The sequence below is a fragment of the Curtobacterium flaccumfaciens genome (assembly GCF_051548005.1).
Lineage (GTDB): Bacteria > Actinomycetota > Actinomycetes > Actinomycetales > Microbacteriaceae > Curtobacterium.
Map to the genome: position 1 here is coordinate 1 of NZ_JBPUGH010000247.1, position 2,389 is coordinate 2,389.

Genomic DNA, 2,389 nt, shown 5'->3' on the forward strand with positions numbered 1-2,389 from the left:
GAGTTCAGGCATGCCGGTGGACGCCGCACCCCCTCTGAGTCCCGTCTGAGTCCGTCGGAAGGAGCGCACGTGTCGTCCGTGTCCTCGGCGTCGTCGCTCGCGATCGACGGCCTGGTCAGTGGCCTCAAGACCACCGACCTCATCAACTCCCTGATGTCGATCGAGCAGGTCCCGCAGACGCTGCTCAAGAACAAGGTCACGTCGACCAACTCGTTCATCTCGTCGCTGCAGACGATCAACGGGCTCGTCCAGACCCTGGCCACCAAGGCGTCCGACGCCGCGAAGGCCACCTCGCTCGACGTCTTCGCCGCCACCTCCTCGTCACCGTCGGTCACCGCGACCACCGGCACGGGCGCCTCGGCCGGGTCGGCGTCGTTCACCGTCGGGTCCACCGCGACCGCGCAGGTCGGGGTGACCGCCGCGATGTCGACGTGGTCGGCGGACCCGGGCCCGGTGACGATCGTCCGGGCCGACGGCACGAAGACCACCGTGACCCCCTCGTCGGGTTCACTCGACGACACCGTGTCCGCGGTCAACAAGTCCGGGGCGGGCGTCACGGCGACGAAGGTCTCCGCCGGCACCGCCGCCGACGGGACGAAGCTGTACCGCCTCCAGTTCACGTCGTCGACGACCGGTGCGGCAGGCGGGTTCAGCGTGTACCGCGGCTCCGGTACCGACGTCGACGCCGGCACCGCGACGGACGTGCTCTCCGGGACGGGAGCGGCCGTCGTCACGCCCGCGAAGGACGCGAGTGTCACGCTGTGGGCCGGTACCGCCGCCGCACAGACCGTCACCAGCGCGTCGAACACGTTCACCGACCTGCTGCCGGGGCTCAGCGTCACCGTCAGCCAGGTGACGACGGACCCCGTCACCGTGACCGTCGCGCAGGACACCACGAAGGCCCAGGCGGTCGCGTCCGGGCTGGTCGACGCGCTCAACGCGGTCACGAGCTACTACGGCTCGAACACCTCCGTGACGAGCACGACGAGTCCGACCACCGGCACGACGACGACGACCGCGGGTGTCCTGCTGGGCGACGCGACGACGCGCTCGGCGGTGCAGGCCCTCAACTCCGCGATGGCTGCTCCGGTGAACGGCAAGTCCCCGTCGTCGATCGGCATCGTCGTGACGAAGGACGGCGACTTCACCTTCGACGCCGACGCCTTCCAGAAGGCCCTCGCAGCGGACCCCGCGGGCACCCAGGCGATGCTGTCCGGGATCGCCGCGACCGTCGGTGCGGTCGCCACGACGGCGTCCGACAAGTACGACGGGTCGATCACGACCGCGATCACCGGCCAGCAGTCCGTCGTGAAGGACCTCAACGACCAGATCGACAGCTGGACCGACCGCCTCACCATGCGTCGCGCGACCCTGCAGACGCAGTACGCGGCGCTCGAGACCAGCCTCAGCAAGCTCCAGTCCCAGTCGAGCTGGCTCTCCGGCCAGCTCGCCGGACTGTCGAGCTCGAGCTCCTGACGGGAACCCGATGACCTACGACCTCCAGGCCGCCGCCTTCCGGCAGGCCGCGCAGCCGCGCTCCGTGACCGACCAGCGTCGCGCGCAGTACACGAACGAGGCCGTGCTCTCGGCGACGCCAGCACAGCTCGTCACGATGCTGTACGACCGGCTCCTGCTCGACCTGCACCGCGCCGAGGCCGCCCAGACCGGCTCCGACTGGGAGGCCGCGCGCGAGCAGCTCCTGCACGCGCAGGCCATCGTCGGCGAGCTGTCCTCGACCCTGCGCATCGACGCATGGGACGGCGGCGAGGGGCTCCTCGCGATCTACAACTACGCGAGCACGTCGCTCATCACGGCGAACGTGCACCGTGACGTCCAGGCGACGCGCGACTGCATCCGCATCCTCGAGCCGCTCCGGCAGGCCTGGCACGACGCCGCGGCGTCGCTGCCGGCGGCGTCCGCCGCTCCGGTCGTCGGACACAGGGCGGGTGGGGCACTCGGTGTCGCCTGACGAGGACGCCCTCCGGGCCGGCTGGGAGGCACTGCTCACCTCCCTGGAGCAGGACCTCGATGCGCAGGCGGCCGGGTCGGCGAGCGGACCCGCTGCCGGACCGGTGGGGTCGGCGTGGGTGGAACCGACCGGGCTGGGACCGGTGCCGCGCGACCTGGTGGGTCGTGCCTCCCGGCTGTTGGCCGCGCAGCGGGACCGGGCGAGCGCCCTGGAGGCCGAGCGCGCCGCCGTCCTCGAGCACCTCGGCGCCCTGCGCGCGGTGGACGCGACGCGCGAGCCGCGCGGCGCGGTGTACCTCGACGCCTCCGCGTAGACCTTCCTCTCTCGACGAAACGCGCGCGGTGCGACCTAGCACGGGTCGTACGACGCCTGGCACGTCGAAACCCCCGCGGTTCGTGGAGCGCCCCACCCCCCCCCCCC

The 2,389-nt window shown here is 71.8% G+C and carries 3 protein-coding genes; all 3 read left to right on the forward strand.

The genetic code is table 11. The features are described 5' to 3' along the window. Positions 1–69 precede the first annotated feature (69 nt). From fliD to ACSW7Y_RS17005, 3 genes are read left to right on the forward strand one after another with little or no spacing between them, the layout of a single operon-like run. On the forward strand, positions 70–1,476 hold the full coding sequence (gene fliD, locus ACSW7Y_RS16995) for a flagellar filament capping protein FliD (protein WP_438127402.1): 1,407 nt from the start codon (positions 70–72) through the stop codon (positions 1,474–1,476). 10 nt (positions 1,477–1,486) lie between these two features. Continuing rightward, the gene (fliS, locus tag ACSW7Y_RS17000) at positions 1,487–1,969 is read left to right on the forward strand and encodes a flagellar export chaperone FliS (protein WP_438127403.1); all 483 of its coding nucleotides are present in this window, start codon (positions 1,487–1,489) and stop codon (positions 1,967–1,969) included. Then, a complete protein-coding gene (locus ACSW7Y_RS17005; protein ID WP_438127404.1) occupies positions 1,959–2,282 on the forward strand; it encodes a hypothetical protein in 324 nt (107 codons plus the stop codon). The genes fliS and ACSW7Y_RS17005 overlap by 11 nt, the downstream gene beginning before the upstream one ends. Positions 2,283–2,389: the final 107 nt, after the last annotated feature.

Bases quoted from the DNA above. Each gene is read 5' to 3' on its own strand.
- fliS (WP_438127403.1), top strand. From the start codon at position 1,487: ATGACCTACGACCTCCAGGCCGCCGCCTTCCGGCAGGCCGCGCAGCCG.